General features: G+C 38.2%; 2 protein-coding genes. Both read right to left on the bottom strand.

Annotated elements, in window-relative coordinates; genetic code table 11:
• The coding region (locus tag A33I_RS03590; RefSeq protein ID WP_022627087.1) for an MATE family efflux transporter at window positions 1-1020 on the bottom strand (1020 nt) is incomplete at its 3' end.
• 26 nt (window positions 1021-1046) lie between these two features.
• Entirely contained in the window at window positions 1047-1493 is a 447-nt protein-coding gene (locus A33I_RS03585) for a MarR family winged helix-turn-helix transcriptional regulator (RefSeq protein WP_022627086.1), read from the bottom strand.
• Window positions 1494-1679 lie beyond the last annotated feature (186 nt).

The following is a 1679-nucleotide window of genomic DNA, read 5'->3' as shown; positions in this document are numbered from 1 at the left end:
GAAAATCATCATTGATAAAAAGATGGCGACAGATGAGATTACGACGACTTTTAATGTTAGCCATATAGTTTCTCGCATCCTCTCAAACTGCTTGGCGCCGTAGTTATAACCTACAATAGGCATCATGCCTTGCATCACCCCGATAATCGGCATAACTGCGAACATTAGAATACGTTGAATGATCCCGAAAATTCCTACGTATAAATCACTGCCATATTGAATGAGCATGGTATTTATGGCAATCATCATAATGCTCCCTGAGGCTTGCTGAACAAACGCTGGAAGTCCTACAGAGACCACTTCTTTAACAATATTCCATTTAATACGCAGGTCTTCCCACGCTAACGTTAGTGAACTGTTGCCGGTTAAATAATAACGTAAAATAACGATGGTAACGGCAGCTTGAGAGATAACTGTTGCCACAGCTGCTCCTTGCACACCCATATCTAAACCGAAAATAAAAATCGGGTCTAAGATGATGTTTAGTACCGCAGGAATTATCATCGTATTCATTGCAAACTTTGCATTTCCTTCAGACCGAATAATGTTATTGGTTGCAAAAGCGAATGAAAAGAAAAAGGTACCAAGCATAATAGGGAACATATATTCAACCGCATAAGGAAGTATTTCTGGACTTGCTCCAAATAAGACAAGCATTGGTTCTAAGAAAGTAAATGAGGCGATAATCCCAATCAAGCTTATTAGCAAGATAATTGAAATGATATTTCCAAATACCTGGTTTGCTTCGTCTCCCCGCTTTTCCCCTAGTCTCCTGGAGATAACAGATGCTCCCCCAATCCCCATCGCAGCTGAAACTGCCATAATAATCATCATTACAGGAAATGCAATCGTTACCCCTGCAACCGCTTCGATTCCTACACCGTAGGAAATAAAAATCGTATCGACTACATTGTATAAAGCCATAACGAACATCCCAATCATAGCTGGGATTGATAAATCTTTTAAAAGCTTAGGTATGGACTCCGTTCCTAGCTTATCACTCTGCATTTTTTGTTTCATTTTTCTTCTTCCCTTCATACTGTCTATTATTTAGACGGCTTCTCGCATTGTATATTGTTTTCAATTCTTTTTAACCAGGTTATTAGAAGCTCCTTCTCCTCTGAATTAAACCCTCTCATTAATGTGTTTTCTAAATGATCAAGTTCCTCCCAAAGCTTTGCTTCTATCTTTTTCCCTTCTTCTGTGATATGAACAACCTTCGCCCGCTTATCCACTTCGCTGATTACTCTTTGGATAAGATCTTTTTTTAACAATGATTCAACAATCCCATTCATCGTCGAACCTTTTATATATAACTTTTTTTGAAGTTCTACCTGTGTTTGAGAACCATATGTCACAAGCAAATACAAAACTCTCGATTGAGCTACCGTGAGATCGTAGTTTGCAAGTTTAAGATTATATTCATTTTGAATACGATGAGACAATAATCCAATATGATATCCAATTCGATTTTCTAGCTGCCGAGTAGACATTAGTTAGCCTCCTAAGTATTTATCCTGTCATATTGTATCAGCTTCGATTGTGTAAATCAATTTATTTTTATTATCGAAATAGTTTCAACCTATGAACAAAATAATCATCGAGTAGGAGGAGGCTATTAGCCTCCGACCTCTCACACCACCGTACGTACGGTTCCGTATACGGCGGTTCAAATTCAT

It is taken from the genome of Alkalihalophilus marmarensis DSM 21297 (assembly GCF_000474275.2).
Lineage (GTDB): Bacteria > Bacillota > Bacilli > Bacillales > Bacillaceae_D > Alkalihalophilus > Alkalihalophilus marmarensis.
Note: the sequence above shows the minus strand (reverse complement) of the source record. Positions and strands in the feature narration are given on the sequence as shown.